This is a genomic window from Streptosporangium sp. NBC_01639, assembly GCF_045209755.1.
Lineage (GTDB): Bacteria > Actinomycetota > Actinomycetes > Streptosporangiales > Streptosporangiaceae > Streptosporangium.
In genome coordinates this window covers 2,853,985-2,869,568 of the sequence record NZ_CP109272.1, presented here as the reverse complement: position 1 = coordinate 2,869,568, position 15,584 = coordinate 2,853,985, and the positions used below count along the sequence as shown (strand labels likewise).

At 68.9% G+C, this 15,584-nt stretch carries 13 protein-coding genes; 5 read left to right on the top strand and 8 right to left on the bottom strand.

The window, feature by feature from the left end:
* Positions 1–133: 133 nt before the first annotated feature.
* The gene (locus tag OHA77_RS12875; protein ID WP_406318259.1) at positions 134–1,099 is read right to left on the bottom strand and encodes a MerR family transcriptional regulator; all 966 of its coding nucleotides are present in this window, start codon (positions 1,097–1,099) and stop codon (positions 134–136) included.
* A gap of 138 nt (positions 1,100–1,237) precedes the next feature.
* Here OHA77_RS12875 and OHA77_RS12870 point away from each other — a divergent pair, with 138 nt between their 5' ends.
* Both OHA77_RS12870 and OHA77_RS12865 read left to right on the top strand, forming a co-directional pair.
* Positions 1,238–2,512 carry a cryptochrome/photolyase family protein gene (locus OHA77_RS12870; protein ID WP_406318257.1) on the top strand — a complete coding sequence of 425 codons (1,275 nt, stop codon included), beginning with the start codon at positions 1,238–1,240 and terminating at the stop codon, positions 2,510–2,512.
* A gap of 206 nt (positions 2,513–2,718) precedes the next feature.
* Positions 2,719–3,120 carry a VOC family protein gene (locus tag OHA77_RS12865; protein ID WP_406318256.1) on the top strand — a complete coding sequence of 134 codons (402 nt, stop codon included), beginning with the start codon at positions 2,719–2,721 and terminating at the stop codon, positions 3,118–3,120.
* 2 nt (positions 3,121–3,122) lie between these two features.
* Here OHA77_RS12865 and OHA77_RS12860 read toward each other — a convergent pair whose 3' ends face one another.
* From OHA77_RS12860 to OHA77_RS12835, 6 genes are all read right to left on the bottom strand, one after another.
* Positions 3,123–3,479 carry a hypothetical protein gene (locus OHA77_RS12860; protein WP_326820398.1) on the bottom strand — a complete coding sequence of 119 codons (357 nt, stop codon included), beginning with the start codon at positions 3,477–3,479 and terminating at the stop codon, positions 3,123–3,125.
* 36 nt (positions 3,480–3,515) lie between these two features.
* Positions 3,516–4,193, bottom strand: coding sequence for a uracil-DNA glycosylase (locus OHA77_RS12855; protein WP_406318254.1), 678 nt, complete (start codon positions 4,191–4,193; stop codon positions 3,516–3,518).
* Positions 4,194–4,271: 78 nt separating this feature from the next.
* Complete coding sequence (locus OHA77_RS12850; RefSeq protein ID WP_326820400.1) at positions 4,272–5,147, bottom strand: carbohydrate ABC transporter permease; 876 nt, start codon at positions 5,145–5,147, stop codon at positions 4,272–4,274.
* Entirely contained in the window at positions 5,144–6,676 is a 1,533-nt protein-coding gene (locus tag OHA77_RS12845; protein ID WP_406318252.1) for an ABC transporter permease subunit, read from the bottom strand. Before OHA77_RS12845 ends, OHA77_RS12850 begins: the two co-directional genes overlap by 4 nt.
* 12 nt (positions 6,677–6,688) lie before the next feature.
* Complete coding sequence (locus OHA77_RS12840) at positions 6,689–8,020, bottom strand: ABC transporter substrate-binding protein (protein WP_406318250.1); 1,332 nt, start codon at positions 8,018–8,020, stop codon at positions 6,689–6,691.
* A gap of 176 nt (positions 8,021–8,196) precedes the next feature.
* Positions 8,197–9,453, bottom strand: a complete 1,257-nt coding sequence (locus tag OHA77_RS12835; RefSeq protein WP_326820403.1) for an ABC transporter substrate-binding protein — start codon at positions 9,451–9,453, stop codon at positions 8,197–8,199.
* 132 nt (positions 9,454–9,585) lie between these two features.
* Between OHA77_RS12835 and OHA77_RS12830 the strand changes: the two genes are divergently transcribed.
* Genes OHA77_RS12830 through OHA77_RS12820 form a run of 3 tightly spaced genes read left to right on the top strand, consistent with a single transcriptional unit; the run spans position 9,586 to position 13,119 of the window.
* On the top strand, positions 9,586–10,092 hold the full coding sequence (locus OHA77_RS12830; protein ID WP_326820404.1) for a PadR family transcriptional regulator: 507 nt from the start codon (positions 9,586–9,588) through the stop codon (positions 10,090–10,092).
* The gene (locus OHA77_RS12825; RefSeq protein WP_326820405.1) at positions 10,089–10,835 is read left to right on the top strand and encodes an ABC transporter ATP-binding protein; all 747 of its coding nucleotides are present in this window, start codon (positions 10,089–10,091) and stop codon (positions 10,833–10,835) included. Before OHA77_RS12830 ends, OHA77_RS12825 begins: the two co-directional genes overlap by 4 nt.
* Before the next feature lie 4 nt (positions 10,836–10,839).
* On the top strand, positions 10,840–13,119 hold the full coding sequence (locus tag OHA77_RS12820) for an ABC transporter permease (protein ID WP_406318249.1): 2,280 nt from the start codon (positions 10,840–10,842) through the stop codon (positions 13,117–13,119).
* A gap of 154 nt (positions 13,120–13,273) precedes the next feature.
* On the opposite strand, the gene treS is transcribed toward OHA77_RS12820, so the two are convergent.
* Positions 13,274–14,962 (bottom strand): maltose alpha-D-glucosyltransferase, encoded by a 1,689-nt coding sequence (treS, locus tag OHA77_RS12815; RefSeq protein WP_326820407.1) that lies wholly within the window; start codon positions 14,960–14,962, stop codon positions 13,274–13,276.
* Positions 14,963–15,584: the final 622 nt, after the last annotated feature.

The following is a 15,584-nucleotide window of genomic DNA, read 5'->3' as shown; positions in this document are numbered from 1 at the left end:
GGTAAAGATCAGTGCACACCGCGGTGGTACGGCTCCGCGTCCGGTGGGTCGGTGAAGTGCGCCGCGGTGGTACGGTTCCGCACCCGGCGGGTCAGTGAGTGCGCCACGGTGGTGCGGCTCCGCGTCCGGCGGGTCAGTGAAGGGCGCCGCTGATCCGGGTGAGGGCCTCACGGAACGAGGTGACGTGGGAGACCGACGGCGGGAGCCCGTCCCACCAGCCCTGGCCTCCGACGATGACGCGGCTCGCCGGGCGCAGCAGCGGGAGCGAGGCCAGCGGCGCCGGATCGCCGGTCGCGTGCAGCTGCGACCAGATGAAGACCACCGCCGGGCCGAGGCGGCGCATCGCGTCGGCCAGGGCCGAGTAGGGGGTCCGCGCGCCGAGGATCCGGGTCTCCACGTGGTACTCGGTGGTCAGCTCGGCGGCCAGGGCGTAGATCGGCAGGCTGTGCTGTTCCTCCTCGGCACAGGCCAGCAGCACCGGCCGCTCGTTGACCGGCTGTCGCGGGCGCTCGATGAGCCGGGTGAGCGCGGTCAGCACCCGCTCGGAGAACAGGTGCTCGATCTCGATGCTCGCGCCGGTCTCGGCCTGGCGCCGGCAGATGAGGTCGAAGACCGGAACGACCAGATTCTCCCAGGTCCACAGGACGCCGTGCCTGGTCAGTGACGAGCCGATCCAGTCCGACACGGTTCGGCTGTCCAGCGAGAACGCGGCCCGCCCCAGCATCGCCACGGACGGGATCTCGTGCCACATCACCGGTGCGGCGTCCGGGAGCACCGCCTCGACAGGGTCGCCGAGCGCCGCGGCGGGCTGCCGGTCCCGGACGCGCTCTCCCACGAGGACGACGTCGGCTCTCAGCGCCTCGCGGGCCGCGTCGGCGGCCGGGACCCCGGTCTTGATGAGCCGGCTCATCTCCTCAAGGCGCCGCAGGTCGCCCGCGTCGTAGCGGCGGTGCCCTCCGGGGCTGCGGTGGCTCGGCCCGATCCCGTAACGCAGGTTCCAGGTGCGCAACGTGGGAGCGGGCACGCCGAGCCGCCGCGCGACGGCTCCTATGCCGTAACCCGGTTCCTCCTCGGTGGTCACCTGCCCCTGACCGTCCATCCCTGTCTCACTTCGTGCCCATTGATCGCGATACCAGCCTGCCAGGCGATGCGGGCGGTTCCTCCATCCAACCTTCTTTCGAGTGGCGGGCATGGGCGGATGCAACCATCGGCGGCCGGCACCTCGAAGAACTCCCTGATGGACACTGTCATCGTCTTGTTCAACCGTGACCTCCGGGTGCACGATCACCCGGCGCTGGCCGCCGCATGCGCGACCTCCTGCCGGGTGGTACCGCTGTTCGTCGTCGATCCGGAGATGCCCGCCGCCCATCGAGCGGGCTTCCTGTCGGAATGCCTCGCCGACCTGCGCCGGTCGCTCCGGGAGCTGGGTGGCGACCTCGTGGTCCGCCGGGGTGATCCGGTGGCGGAGACGCTCCGGCTCGCGGAGGAGCTTCCGGCGCAGGCGGTTTACGCCAGCGCTGACGTCAGCGCGCTCGCGCGCCGCAGAGAGCGCCGGCTCGCCGAGGAATGCGGGCGGCTGCGGATGGATTTTCGCACTTTTCCCGGGGTGACAATCGTACCGCCGGACGCGCTCAGGCCCTCCGGCGGCGGCGACCACTACCGGGTCTTCACGCCCTACTGGCGGGCCTGGAGCCGGCAGAGCCGTCGTGAGGTGCTGAAAGCCCCCGACAAGGTCTCCCTCCCCGAAGGGGTGGAGAGCGGCCCGTTGCCGGCGACCGGTGATCCGCACGGGCTGTTCAAGGGGGGCGAGACGGTGGCACGCGGCCGTATGCGGCAGTGGTTGAAATACTGCGTCGCGGACTACGCCGACGGCCATGACGACCTCGCCGGCAACCGCACCTCCAAACTCAGCCCCTATCTGCGCTTCGGCTGCCTGTCACCGCTGGAGCTGGAGGCACTGGCAGAGAACGGCGACGAGTTCGTCAGGCAGCTGTGCTGGCGTGACTTCTTCCACCAGGTGACGCGGGCGTTCCCGCGCATCAACCGTGACGACTACCGCTCGCGCGGGCGCGAATGGCGCGACGACCCCGACGCGGCACAGGCCTGGAGAGAGGGGATGACCGGGGTCCCCATCGTGGACGCGGGCATGCGGCAGTTGCTCGCCGAGGGGTGGATGCACAATCGGGCCCGCCTGGTGACGTCGGCGTTCCTGGTCCAGAGACTGATGGTGGACTGGCGGGTGGGCGCCGAGCACTTCTTCGACCTGCTGCTGGACGGTGACGTGTCCGACAACTACGGCAACTGGCAGTGGGTGGCCGGGACCGGGAACAACACGCGACCCGACCGCGTCGTCAATCTTGTCCGGCAGGCCAGGAGGTTCGACCCGGATGGCGAGTACATTCGGCGTTATCTGCCTGAACTGGACGCCGTGCCGGTGAGGATGCTCCACGAGCCGTCGCGGATGCCCAGAGTGGTCAGAGGCTATCCCGCCCCACTGGTCTCCGTGGGCTGACCGGCCGTCGCCAAGACGGCCCCCTGGGTGAACGAACGGGCCAGCCGCCGGCGCGGCGATCCGGTGTGCCGTCGCGGCTCCCTCGTCGCCCGCCGTGAAGAGATCCTCACCGGCTGAGAAGAAGATCCGCCGGGTGGGCTGACGGGATCGGCCAACGGTGGCAAGCTCGGGGCTGAAGGCATCGCACCGTCTCGATGGAGGGCAGCATGTCGACGCCCCTTGTGGTCCCGTTCCTTCGCTATCAGGATGCTCCGGCCGCCATCGAGTGGCTGGGCAAGGTCTTCGGCTTCCGGGTGGCGCTCACCGTCCCCGGGCCGAAGGGCGGCATCGGACATGCCCGGCTCACGCTGGGAGACGCCGTGGTCATGCTCGCGTCGGTCCGTGACGGCGAGCCGTACCTGCGCAGTGCCCTGGACCTACCGGCGGTCAGTCAGGGGGTGTTCGTCGTGGTGGACGACCTGGACGCCCACTACGAGCAGGCCGCCGCCAGGGGCGCGGAGATCGTGGTGGAGCCCGAGGCCACCCCCGAAGGCGCCAGGGTCTATCTGGCTTTCGACCTGGAGGGTCAACTCTGGGCCTTCGGGGACGGCTTCGCGGTCAACGACTGATCTCAGTGACCATGGCCATGACCGTGGTCATGGCTGTGGTCATGGTCGTCGTCCTCCTCGTCCGAGGGACCGTCGGAGGGCTCCACGCCCAGCACGGCCTCGCGGGGCTCGATCTGCTCCACGTGCTCGATCAGACCCAGGACATGGTCCGGCTCGATGAGCCACTGCAGCGCCGTGGCGCCGGTGTCGTCGGCGGAGACCATCTCCGCCTGCTCCCGGCGCTCGTCGTCGTCCAGATCGGCGTCCGGGTGGTTGATCTCCTTCAGTGCGGCGGCCTGGAGCCCGCCGAGGTCCTGCACCTCGACGGTCAGCTCAACCGTCAACCGCAGATAGCGTTCAGTGCCCGATTCATCACTCATGGTGGAAATCCTAGTGCCCTCGTGAAGGGGATCGCCCTACGGAAGCTTCCACTCCACCGGTGCCGTGCCCTGCTCCACGAGGAGCTCGTTGGCGCGGCTGAACGGACGGGAGCCGAAGAAGCCGTTACGGGCCGACAGGGGACTCGGGTGGGCCGACTCGATGGCGGGGACGTCGCCGAGCATCGGACGCAGGTTGCGGGCGTCACGGCCCCACAGGATCGCCACCAGCGGCTTGCCGCGCGCGGCGAGCGCCTTGATGGCCTGCTCGGTGATCTCCTCCCAGCCCTTGCCCCGGTGTGAGGCGGGCTTGCCGGGCACGACGGTGAGCACCCTGTTGAGCAGCAGCACACCGTGCTCGGCCCACGGGGTCAGGTCGCCGTTGCTCGGCATCGGCAGCCCGAGATCCTCGGTGAGCTCCTTGTAGATGTTGCGCAGACTCGCCGGGATGGGCCGCACCTCGGCGGCCACGGAGAAGCTCAAGCCGATCGGATGACCCGGTGTGGGGTAGGGGTCCTGACCGACGATCAGCACCTTGACCTGGTCGAAGGGCTGCTGGAAGGCGCGGAGCACATTGGGGCCCGAAGGGAGGTACTGCCGGCCTTCGGCGACCTCCTTGCGGAGGAAGTCGCCCATCGCGGCGATCTTGCCGGCGACGGGCTCGAGGGCCGTGGCCCACCCGGCTTCCACGACTTCGTTCAAAGGGCGTGCGGACATGCCGAAAACCCTATCGAGGTTTGAGACCCGGTACGGCTCGCCCCTGAAATCCGGGTAAGCCGTACCGGGTCTGCCCCTTTACTTCACCGAGCCCGCCATCATGCCCTGCACGAAGTACCGCTGGAAGGCGAAGAACAGCACCAGCGGGATGATCAGTGACAGGAAGGCGCCCGGCGCCAGGATGTCGACGTTGGTCCCGAACTGCCGCATCTGGGACTGCAGCGCCTTGGTCATCGGCTGGTTCTCGGTGTTGGCGAAGACCAGAGCGACGAGCAGGTCGTTCCAGACCCAGAGGAACTGGAAGATGCCGAGCGAGGCGACCGCGGGCTTGGCCAGCGGGAACACCACGGTCGAGAAGATCTTCCACTCGCCCGCGCCGTCCATCCGCGCCGCTTCGAGCAGCGAGGCCGGGATGCCCGCGAAGAAGTTGCGGAGCAGGAAGATGGCGAAGGGGAGCCCGAACGCGACGTGGAAGAGCACCACACCGGCGATGGAGCCGAAGATCCCGATGGAGCCGTAGAGCTTGGCGATCGGAATCAGCCCGATCTGGACCGGCACCACCAGCAGGCCGACCACGACCAGGAACAGCCCGTCCCTGCCCGGGAACTCCATCCAGGCGAACGCGTAGGCCGCCATGGCCGCGATGCCGATCACCAGGACGGTCGTGGGCACCGTGATGAGCACGGTGTTCCAGAACGACGAGGTGAACCCGGTGGCAAGCAGATCGGAGTAGCTCTTGAGGGTCAGCTCGGCCGGCTTGGTGAACACCGTCCACCAGCCGGTGGAGTTGTTGGCCGCCTCTTCACGGATCGAGACGACGAACAACCCGAGGGTGGGGACCAGCCAGAAGACGCCGATCAGTACCAGCGCCGCCTGGACCAGGCCGCCGCCGATCCGGTCGACGACCCGGCCGAGGGCGCTGCGGGGCGGAGCGCCGAGAGTGGAGGTGGTCACTGGTTGTCCCTCCTGAACCGGCGGATGTTGAGAATCATGAAGGGCAGGACGAGGATCAGCAGGAAGATGGCCAGCGCGCTGCCCAGTCCCTGGTTGCCGCCACCGCCGAAGGAGACCCGCCACATCTCCAGCGCGATCACGTTGGCCTGCGGCTGCACCGATCCCGGTGCGATGACGTAAACCAGGTCGAAGACCTTCAGGGTGTTGATGATCATCGTGACGAACACGACGAGCAGCACCGGCGAGAGCAGCGGAACGGTGATCTTGCGGAACACCTGCCACTCGGTGGCGCCGTCGATGCGGGCCGCCTCCAGCGCGTCCCGCGGGATGGCCGCGAGGCCCGCCGCGATCAGCACCATGGAGAATCCGGCCCACACCCAGATGAACGCGCCGATGATCGCCGGAGTGATCAGCGTCGGGCCCAGCCAGGAGACCCCACTGAAGGCGGCCTCGAAGTTCGACTGCGGCAGCCGTACCGTGTAGTCACCCGGAGCGAGTCCGGTGAAGCGGAACGTACCGTCGGCCTCGGTGGTGGCGGTCGCCTTGACGGCGCCGTTCTGCACCGCCTCGACCGTCACCCCGGTCAGGCCCTTCTCGGTGCCGTCCACCTGGTTGAGCGCGCCGCCGCCGCCCTGGGTGAAGTCCACCCACACGGTCCCGGCGAGGTCGCCCGGACCAGGCTGGGCCGCCTTCGCCGCGGAGGCCGAGGCGAGGGACTCGGGCTTCACGCCCACCAGCGGGATGAGCACGGCCTTCCCGGGCTGGGAGGGCTGCTTGGTGACCACCGTGCCCTGCTGGGCGGCGACCGGGGCCTGGTCGTTCTCCCGGGGCCGGGCGTCCGGATAACCCGTGTGGGAGCCGAAGAGGCCGTCCACCGAATTGATCACGGCGTTGGCCACGCCCCGGTCCGGGGCCTGCTCGTACACCAGGCGGAAGATGACGCCGGAGGCCATCAGTGAGACGGCCATCGGCATGAACACGATCAGCTTGAACGCGGTCGCCCAGCGGATCCGCTCGGTCAGCACCGCGAAGATCAGGCCGACCGCGGTGACCAGGGCGGGAGCCACCACGACCCAGATCAGGTTGTTCCTGATCGTGGTCAGGGTGGAGGCGTCGCTGAAGATCGCCGCGTAGTTGTCCACTCCGACGAAGTTCTGGCCGTTGCCGTCGTAGAGGCTACGGAAGATCGAGTAGATGATCGGGTAGATCACCATCGAGCCGAGCAGGATCGCGCCCGGCAGCAGGAACCAGATCGCCAGCGTAGGCGCCGGTCCCAGCTTGGAGGCGCGGGCCGGTGCGGCGGTGCCGGCCGATGGGGCGTTGGTTGAGGTGGGGGGGACGGCACCGGCGGGCTTGGTCCCGGCGGTGTCGTCGGCATCCGTGCCGGTGCCGGCCGGAGTCGAGGGCGGGGGCCCCTCATTCAGGTCGAGGGAGGAGCCCCGGGGGGCGTCGTTCGGTCCGGAGGAGGAACCGCGGGCGGCGTCATCGCCGCCACGCGGGCCCTGCGGGCCGTCTAACCGGTTGGTCACGGCCTCTCCCCTTTACTTCCAGGCCTTCTTGGCCTCGGTCTCGAGCTTCTCCTGGATGTCCTTGACCTTGGAGGGGTCGCGGACGAGGTCCTGCAGGAGCTTCCACTCGCCCTTGCCGTCGGTGCCGCCGAAGGCGCTGGGCGCGAGGTCGGACATGTCGTAGCGGACGGCGTCACCGGCGGAGACGATCGTCTCGGCGAGCTTCTTGGTCAGCTCGCTCGGGTAGTTGTCGGGCGAGACGTTGCGGTTGGGCGAGAGGTAGCCGGGGAGCTTCGCCCAGACCTCGCCGCCCTCCTTGGAGGCGAGGAACTCCATCAGCGCCATCGCGCCCTTGGAGTCCTTCATCACCACCGCGATGTCGCCGCCCAGCACGACCGGAGCGGTGTCACCGGCCTTCGGGAACGGGAAGTACTTGGCCTCCTCGCCCAGCTTGGCGCCGGACTCCTCGGCCGTGGTGCCCACGAAGTCCGCCTCGATGACCATCGCCGACTTGTCCTGGCCGTAGACCTGGGTCACGCAGGTGGGGAAGTCGGTCTGCAGGGCGCCGGAGGAGCCGCCGAGCATGAACTCCTTCTTGCTCACCAGCTGCCCGATCTTCTCCAGCGCGGTGGTCACGCTGGCGTCGGTCCACGGGATCTCGTGCTTGGAGAGCTTGGTGTAGTTCTCCGGGCCGGCGCTGGACAGGTAGACGTTCTCGAACAGGTCGGTCAGCGTCCAGCCGGACGCGCCGCACAGGGAGAACGGCGGGGTGCCGGAGTCCGCGACCGCCTGGGCGGTCGTGACGAGCTCGTCCCAGGTGGCGGGCGGCTGCGCCCCGGCGTCCTGGAAGGCCTTGTCGCGATACCAGATGAGCGACTTGTGCGCCGCCTTCACCAGCACGCCGTAGGCCTGGCCGTCGGCGGAGCCGAGCTCCTTCCAGTACGGGGTGTAGTTGTCGTCGACCTGCTTCAGCACCTCGGGGCTGAGCGGCTTGAGCGCCTTCTGGTCGGAGTACTGCTTGACCAGGCCCGGCTGCGGCAGGATCGCGATGTCCGGCGGGTTCTTGCCCTCGATGCGCGGGCCGAGGTAGGCGCCGGTGTCCTCACCGGTGGAGGCGTAGGTGACCTTCGCGCCGGTCTTGGCCTCGAACGCCTTGAGCACCTCCTGGAAGTTGGTCTGCTCGGCGCCGGTCCACTTGGCGGCGACCTCGAGGGTCACGCCTTCAAGGGTCTTGGCCGCGGGAGCGGCCGCGGAGGAGCTGTCGGCGGGGGCCGGGGCGGCGGTGTCGGTGTCGGCGGACTGGCCGCACGCGGCGAGCGCGAGCGCGAGCCCGGCTGTGGTCACTGTGACGACGGTTTTACGCATATCGAGCAAACCTCCTGCGCTGTCAGCGCTCCTGGATTTCGATCGGGGGGCGGAGATGACAGCTCACTGTGGACGGGATGAAAGGGGATGGCGCCCGACCGGACTGGGGGTGGGGATGACCCTCGGTCCGGCCGGGAGTGGGATGACGGTCTCGACTCAGGGGGATCGCCCCCGGGTCACTGAGCCCGGATGATCTCGTTGAGCTGACCTTTGACGGAGGCGACGACGTCGTCCCCGGACTCCTTGAAGGGCGGGGTGAGCGCGTTGGAGACCGCACTGGCGATCACCAGGCTCACCTGGTTGTAGTTGGCACTCGCCGGTCTCGGCTGAGCGGAGAGAATGCTCTTTTTGAGAACCGGCAGGTAGGGAAAGCGTTTGATCAGGCTGGGATCGTCGTACAGCTCGGCCCACACGGGCGGGAACGAGCCGTCGGCGAGCACCCGCCGCTGGTTCTCCAGACCGGTGAAGTAGCGGATGAACTCCACCGCCGACTTCTGCCGCTTGGAGTAGGCGCTGAGCGCGAGGTTGACCCCGCCCAGCGAGCTGGAACCCGGTCCGTTGAGACCGGGAAGCCTGGTGACGCCGAACTTGTCGGCGACCGCCGAGGTGGTGGCCGGGCCGTACGCGTGCGGCCAGTTGCGGGCGAAGGCGAGCCGGCCGTCCTGGAAGGCCAGCCGGGACTCCTCCTCCTTGAAGGAGAGCGACTCCGCAGGGATCCATCCCTCGCGGAACCCGCGGGTCAGGAAGTCCAGAGCGGTCTTCGCCTTGGTCGCGTCCATGGTCACCTGAGTGCCGTCCCGGCTGAGGATCTGGCCACCCGCCGACTGCACGGCCTCGGCGAAGTTGACGGTCAGCCCCTCGTAGGCGAGGAACTGACCGGCGTAACCGCCGATGGCGTACTTGTCGTGCAGCACGCGGGCCTGCTCGCGCAGTTGTGCCCAGGTTTTGGGCGGCCTAAAACCCTGCTTGTTAAGAAGATCTTTGCGGTAGTAAAGCAGGCCGGCGTTGCTGGTGTAGGGCACCGCCCAGAGCTTGTCCCGGTAGATTGCGGTGTCCACCACCGGCGGCAGGAACCGGCCCAGCGGGAACATGCCGCGGTCGAGCGGCAGGATCCAGCCGGCGTCGGCGAACTCCGCCGTCCAGACCACGTCGAGACCGAGCACGTCGTAGCGGTCGCTTTTCGCCTGCAGATTGGCGACCATCTGCGCACGCTGCTCGTCGGCCGCCTCGGGGAGTTCGAGCAGGGTCGCCCGTTCCCCGGGGTGGGCCTGGTTCCATCGGTCGAGCAGCGGTTGCAGGTAACCGGTCGTGTCGCGTCCCGTCACGAGAGTGAACGGGCCGGTCCCACCGGACCGCTCCGTCTTCTGGGCGACCGCGGCCGAGCATCCCGCCGTCACCAGTACGGCGAGCGCGACGGGGAGCAGGCGGCGCATTGGTTGCCTCCACATTTCGGAGCGGTTACATACGTGTTAGGTAGATGCATGCATGTTATGCACAGCGCTAATGTGGACGTCAACGGATAGCCACATAACGCTCACATAACGAGCACTCCGAGGAGGTGGGGCGTGAGGCAGTCGCTGATGGCGCTCCTCGCGAAGGAACCTGCCCACGGATACGAGCTGAAGCAGGCGCTTGAACAGATCTTCGGCAGTGCCTACCCATCACCGAACATAGGGCAGATCTATGTCACGCTCGGCCGTCTGGAGAAGGACGGCCAGGTGCGGGCCGTGGACGTGGAGCAGACCAACCGGCCGAACAAGAAGGTGTACTATCTGACCGCCAAGGGCCGAGAAGCCCTCGATGCGTGGGTGGACGAACCCACCGAGGGTCCGCGGGTCCGGGACGAGTTCTTCATGAAACTCGTGCTGGCCCCCATGACCGGCATCGCGGACCGGATGACGCTGATCAACCGTCAGCGTCGCCACTACCTCGCGCTCATGCGCGACCTCAACGAACTCGCTGAGCGGACCGACCCGGGGGATCGTGTCGCGCTCCTGCTGATAGAGGGGGCCATGCTTCATCTGCAGGCCGACCTCGACTGGCTCGAACGCTGTCAGGAGGACCTGTCATGAGCCCGCCCCCCACCGTCACCACGGTCAACCTCGTGAAGATCTACCAGAACGGCGGCGTCCCGGTGCCCGCCGTGCGGGGGGTGGACCTGACGGTGGAGGCCGGTCAGTTCGTCGCGGTCATGGGGCCCTCGGGATCGGGCAAGTCCACCCTCGTTCACATGATCGGCGGCCTGGACACCCGGACCAGCGGTGAGATCTGGCTGAACGGCAAGCGGGCCGACACACTGGGCGAGAGCGCCTGGGCGCTGCTGCGCCGCCGGGAGATCGGCTTCGTCTTCCAGTTCTTCAACCTGGTCGCCAACATGACCGTGGCCGACAACGTCGAGCTCCCCGCACTGCTGGCCGGGGCCTCCCCGCGCGAGGCGCGCGAGCGCCGGGAGTATCTCCTCGGCGAGCTCGGCCTGGCCGACCGCGCCGGCGCCGCCCCCGCCCAGCTCGCCGGTGGTGAGCAGCAGCGGGTCGCGCTGGCCCGCGCGCTGGCCAACAAGCCGAGCCTGCTGCTCGCCGACGAACCCACCGGCAACCTCGACAGCCGCAACACCCGTGACGTGCTCCGCCTCCTCGGCGAGGTCCACCGTGACGGCCAGACCGTCATCCTGGTCACCCATGACGCCCGGGTCGCCAGCCTCGCCGACCGGGTGGTCTCCCTGCTCGACGGCGAGATCGCCGACGACGGCGCCGTCGGTACGGCCCGCCGTCGCCCCCGGGCCACCGCGGGCGACGTCGTCGAGCTCAGGGGATAGCCGGGTGAGCACCACCAGGGCCTCGGTCAGATGGATCCGGGCCGATCTTCGGGCACGACGGGGACAGGCGCTGCTGACGGTGCTCGCGGTGGCGGGGATCGTCACGGCGCTCATCACCTCGGCGACGCTGCTGGAGGACGGGACGAACCCGTGGCGGGGGCTTTTCACGGAGTCCCGGGGCGCGCACGTGTGGATCCACACCAAGGACGCTCCGGCCGTGACCGCGCTCTCACACCTTGCGGGCGTGGCCGAGGTGGCCGGGCCGTACCGTACGGCACCCGTGATGCTCGCGATGGACGGGAAGAAGTCGCCCGTGGCACTGCGGGGGATGCAGGCGACGCTCCCGTCCGTGGCCGCTCCGCTGGTCCGTGAGGGCCGCTGGCTACGCCCCGGTGACGTCGAGGGCGTGGTCGTCGAGCGTTCCTTCGCCGAGGCGCTCGACCTGCGGGTGGGCGGTCCCTTCACCGTCACCGCGCTCAGCGGGGTCTCCCACCCATTGATCGTGGTCGGTCTGGCCGACACCGCGGACCAGGGTTTCTACCCCGAGTGGACCCCCGGCCTGGCCTGGACCCTGACCACCACCCTCGCCAGGGTCGAACCCGCGCTGGGCCGCAGCGAGTCGGTCACCGGGCTGCGGCTCGCCGACGGGGAGGACACCCTGCCGGTCGTGCACGGCGCGGTCACCCTGCTGGCCGAGCAGATCCAGCGCATGTCCACCTGGCGCGAGGTCCGTGCCTCCATGGAGCTGGACAACAGGCTGCTCGGCCTGCTGCTGGCACTGTTCGGCGTCGCCGGGCTGGTCGCCGCCGCCCTGGCCATCGTCAACGTGGTGGGGGGTCGCGTGCTGACCCAGACACGCGACATCGCCACGCTCAAGTCCCTCGGTTACACCCGGGGTCAGATCTTCGGCCTGCTCATGGTGGAGCACGGCGCGCTCGGCATGGCCGGCATCGCCATCGGGCTGGTCTGCGGCCAGATCGCCTCCTCGTTCGCGCTGGACGGCATGCCGATCCTGCCGCTCTCGCTGCTCCCGCTGCTGGCGATCACCGGCGGCACCGCCGCGGTGGTCCTCGTCGCGGTGGCCCTGCCCGCCTGGCGCGGCAGTCGTACGCCGCCCATCCCCGCGGCGTCCGCCGCGCCGCCGCGGGGCCACCTGTCACGGATCGCCAGGCTCGCCCTTCTCGTCCGGCTGCCGCCCGCCCTCGTCCTGGGCACCCGTGACGCCTTCACCCGCCGCGTCCCCGCCTTCCTGAGCATCGTCGGTCTCGCCGTCCCGATGGCGATGATCACGATCGGCCTCGGCTGCTGGGCGACTCTGGACGACTTCCTGCGCCATCCCGAACAGATCGGCCAGGCGGCCGCGCTCACCCTCCACCCGGACAAACTCTCCGCCGAAGAGGCCGCCAGGATCGCCAGAGCCGATCCTGAGGTGCTGTCCGCCTACCCGGGCACCGAGGTGTCCGCGCTGGAGCCCGAACAGACCAGGAGCGTGCTGGCCCGCGCGGTGGGTACCTCCGCCGACCCCTACCCCTTCTCGGTGGTCGAGGGGCGGATGTTCGCCGCCCGCGGCGAGGCCGTCGCCGGGCAGGGGCTGCTCGACCTGCTGGAGGTGAAGATCGGCGACCGGGTGCGGATGACGGTCGGCGGCACGCCGCTGATCGTCCACATCGTCGGCCGGGTGGTGGAGCCGGACCAGGACGGCGAGGTGCTCTCCCTCGGCCTGGACAGCCTCGCCGCCAAGGACGCGATGCCACCGCAGTTCTACAGCCTCATCCTCCGGCAGGGAGCCGACCCTGCCGCGGTCCGGGCCCGGCTGCTGGCCGCCTCGAACGAGGAGCTGGAGGTGCACCTGGTGGTCAACCCGGCCGAACGGCTCTCGATCATCCGCGTGGTGATCGTCGGGTTGATCGTCATGCTCTCGCTGCTCGGCCTGGCCAACCTGCTGACCGCCAGTGCTCTCGGTCTGCGCGACCACGCGCTCGACCTGGCGGTGCTCAAGGCCATGGGACTCACCCCGCGACAGGTCGCCGCGACCCTGGTCACCGGCACGGGGCTGCTCGTCGTGCTGGGCGTGGTGGCGGGCACCGCCGCCGGAGCGTCCCTGGTCGGCGGTCTGATCGACCTGCAGGGGCACACCAGCGGTGTCGGCGCGGGCATCGGCCGCACGCCCTCGTTCCTGACCCTGGCCGCCGCGGTGCTGATCGCGGTGGGGGCGGCCCTGCTGGTGACGCTGATACCGGCCCGCAGGGCCGCACGCGCCCAGGTGCCGGTGACCGCCAGGTAGACGGCGATTCCTCCTGTGACGGCCGGCTGAGAACGACGGACGGTGCGGTACGGCCAGGCCGTACCGCTGGACGGCGACCCTCCCATGACAGCTCCTTGAGAACGACGAACGGTGCGGTACGGCCAGGCCGTACCGCACCGTTTCGCGGAAAGGGTCAGCGGGCGTTGATGGAGAACCAGTAGAAACCGTGACCCGGCAGGGTCAGCAGGTAGGGAAGCGTCCCCACCTGCGGGAACGGCACCCCACCACGGGCCTCGACCGGCGTCATGCCCTCGAAGCGGCGCAGATCCAGCTCCACCGGCTGCGGATACTTCGACAGGTTGTTGACGCACAGCATCACGTCGTCGCCGTCCTCGCGGATGAAGGACAGCACCGCCGGGTTGCCGGACCACAGCTCGCTGTAGACGCCGGTGCCGAAGACCGGGTGGTTACGGCGGATCTCCAGCATCTTCTTCGTGAAGTGCAGCAGCGACGCCGGGTTCTTCTGCTGGGCCTCCACGTTGACCGCCTGGAAGCCGTAGATCGGGTCCATGACGGCCGGGAGGTAGAGGCGGCCCGGGTCGGCCTGGGAGAAGCCGGCGTTGCGGTCCGGGCTCCACTGCATCGGGGTGCGGACCGCGTCGCGGTCCTCCAGCCAGATGTTGTCACCCATGCCGATCTCGTCGCCGTAGTACATGACCGGCGAGCCGGGCAGCGACAGCAGCAGCGCGGTGAACAGCTCGATCTGGTCCCGGTCGTTCTCCAGCAGCGGGGCCAGCCGGCGCCGGATGCCCAGGTAGGCCCGCATGCGCGGGTCCTTGGCATACTCGGCGTGCATGTAGTCGCGCTCTTCCTCGGTGACCGTCTCCAGCGTCAGCTCGTCGTGGTTGCGCAGGAAGATGCCCCACTGGGCGGTCTCCGGAAGCTTCGGCGTCCGCGACATGATCTCGGAGATCGGCTCGCGGCTGCCTCGCCGCACGGCCATGAAGATGCGCGGCATGAGCGGGAAGTGGAAGGCCATGTGGCACTCGTCGCCGCCCACCGCCGGGTCGCCGAAATACTCCACCACGTCCTCGGGCCAGCCGTTGGCCTCGGCGAGCAGCACCCGGTCGGGGTAGAGGCGGTCCACCTCGGCGCGGACCTTCTTCAGGTAGGCGTGGGTCTCGGGCAGACCGGAGCAGCCGGTGCCCTCGCGCTCGAAGAGGTACGGCACGGCGTCCAGGCGGAAGCCGTCGATGCCCAGGTCCAGCCAGAAGCGCAGGACCTCCAGCATGGCCTCCTGAACCGCGGGGTTGTCGTAGTTCAGGTCCGGCTGGTGGTGGAAGAAGCGGTGCCAGTAGTACTGCTTGCGGATCGGGTCGTAGGTCCAGTTGGACTCCTCGGCGCCGATGAAGATGATCGGGGCGTCGGGGTATCCGGTGGGCTCGTCGGCCCAGACGTAGAAGTCGCCGTAGGGCCCTTCGGGGTCGTGCCGCGAGGCCTGGAACCAGGGGTGCTTGTCGCTGGTGTGGTTCATCACCAGGTCGGTGATGATGCGCAGGCCCCGCTCGTGGGCCGCCTCGATGAGCTCCACGAAGTCGCCGAGGTCGCCGAAGTCGGGGAGGATCTTCATGTAGTCGGAGATGTCGTAGCCGCCGTCACGGAGCGGCGACTCGTACAGGGGGAGCAGCCAGAGGCAGTCGACACCGAGCCACTTGGTGTAGTCGAGCTTCTCGATCAGGCCGCGCAGATCTCCTGTGCCGTCTCCGTTGGAATCCTTGAATCCCCGGACCAGCACCTCATAGAAGACCGCCCGCTTGTACCACTGGGGGTCGGCCGAGACGAAGTCCTCGGAAACGGGCTCCACGTGGGGGGATGGGTTCATCGCGTTCTCGCTCACGGTGAGAAAGGGCAGGACGAAGTCACCGGATAGTCCGGCTGATGATGTTTGGTGACCGCGCTGGCGGGAGCCGTCATCCCCACGTGCTCCATGCCCCCGGACGGACCGAATTTGTGATTCGGGCTGTCCGTTGTGGCGCTTTCTGCGCCGAACACTACCAGTCGTTCGCCGCTGTCGTATCCCCTAAACATCTCGCCGCCGTCTCTGCCCCACGGAATCTTGACGGGCATCGCGCAACCCACCCGTAATCGTGATGTCACTTACTGTTTTCATTCGTGAAATATGGCTGCACGGTTGCGATGACCTCGGCGTATGTGTGCGCGGCCGGGCGGGCGCGCACCGGATCCGGCCGGCGCGACCTTCCCGGTCCCCGATCCGGCCGTCCGCGCCGGGAGGCCTTCCCCCCGGGGTCAGGGACCCCATCGATCGAGACTACCCACCCGCGGGAGAAGCTCCCAATTCACCCCATACGGCCTTTCAGCTGCACAGACAACGGACGGTGCGCACCGCGGGCGTTCCGTACCGTCGCGGTCTTGCGCCGTCCGGATGGCCGGACGCGGGCGCCGTCGCCGGCGTGGAGTCTCCCGGCCGGCGTGGTGGACCACCC

Coding starts and splice junctions, on each gene's coding strand:
- OHA77_RS12870 (WP_406318257.1), top strand. CDS start 1,238: ATGGACACTGTCATCGTCTTGTTCAACCGTGACCTCCGGGTGCACGAT.
- treS (WP_326820407.1), bottom strand. CDS start 14,962: ATGAACCCATCCCCCCACGTGGAGCCCGTTTCCGAGGACTTCGTCTCG.
- OHA77_RS12855 (WP_406318254.1), bottom strand. CDS start 4,193: ATGTCCGCACGCCCTTTGAACGAAGTCGTGGAAGCCGGGTGGGCCACG.
- OHA77_RS12840 (WP_406318250.1), bottom strand. CDS start 8,020: ATGCGTAAAACCGTCGTCACAGTGACCACAGCCGGGCTCGCGCTCGCG.
- OHA77_RS12875 (WP_406318259.1), bottom strand. CDS start 1,099: ATGGACGGTCAGGGGCAGGTGACCACCGAGGAGGAACCGGGTTACGGC.
- OHA77_RS12860 (WP_326820398.1), bottom strand. CDS start 3,479: ATGAGTGATGAATCGGGCACTGAACGCTATCTGCGGTTGACGGTTGAG.
- OHA77_RS12835 (WP_326820403.1), bottom strand. CDS start 9,453: ATGCGCCGCCTGCTCCCCGTCGCGCTCGCCGTACTGGTGACGGCGGGA.
- OHA77_RS12825 (WP_326820405.1), top strand. CDS start 10,089: ATGAGCCCGCCCCCCACCGTCACCACGGTCAACCTCGTGAAGATCTAC.
- OHA77_RS12865 (WP_406318256.1), top strand. CDS start 2,719: ATGTCGACGCCCCTTGTGGTCCCGTTCCTTCGCTATCAGGATGCTCCG.